General features: G+C 61.3%; 1 protein-coding gene. It reads right to left on the minus strand.

Annotated elements, in window-relative coordinates; genetic code table 11:
* A partial coding sequence (locus tag Q4563_RS19450) for a glutamate ligase domain-containing protein (RefSeq protein WP_303605689.1) occupies window positions 1-279 on the minus strand: 279 nt, incomplete at both ends.

Raw genomic sequence — 279 nt, forward strand, 5'->3', positions numbered from 1 at the left:
CAGTCCCTGGTCCGGCGCATCAGCCAGGGCCTGGGTAATGGCCTGCGTGCGGTCATGCTCCAGGTGCAAACCGGCTTCACTGGCGCCGGGAGCTGCCAGTGCATCAGCAAAAATACGCTGCGGATCTTCAAAACGCGGGTTGTCATCGGTCAGCCAGATGGCATCGGCAAACTGCATGGCGACCGCCATCATTTTGGGCCGTTTGCTCCGGTCTCGATCACCACCACAGCCAAATACCAGCGTCAGCGGTTGCTGCCAGGGCTGCAAGGAGGACAGCAC

The organism is Gilvimarinus sp. 1_MG-2023 (genome assembly GCF_030548285.1).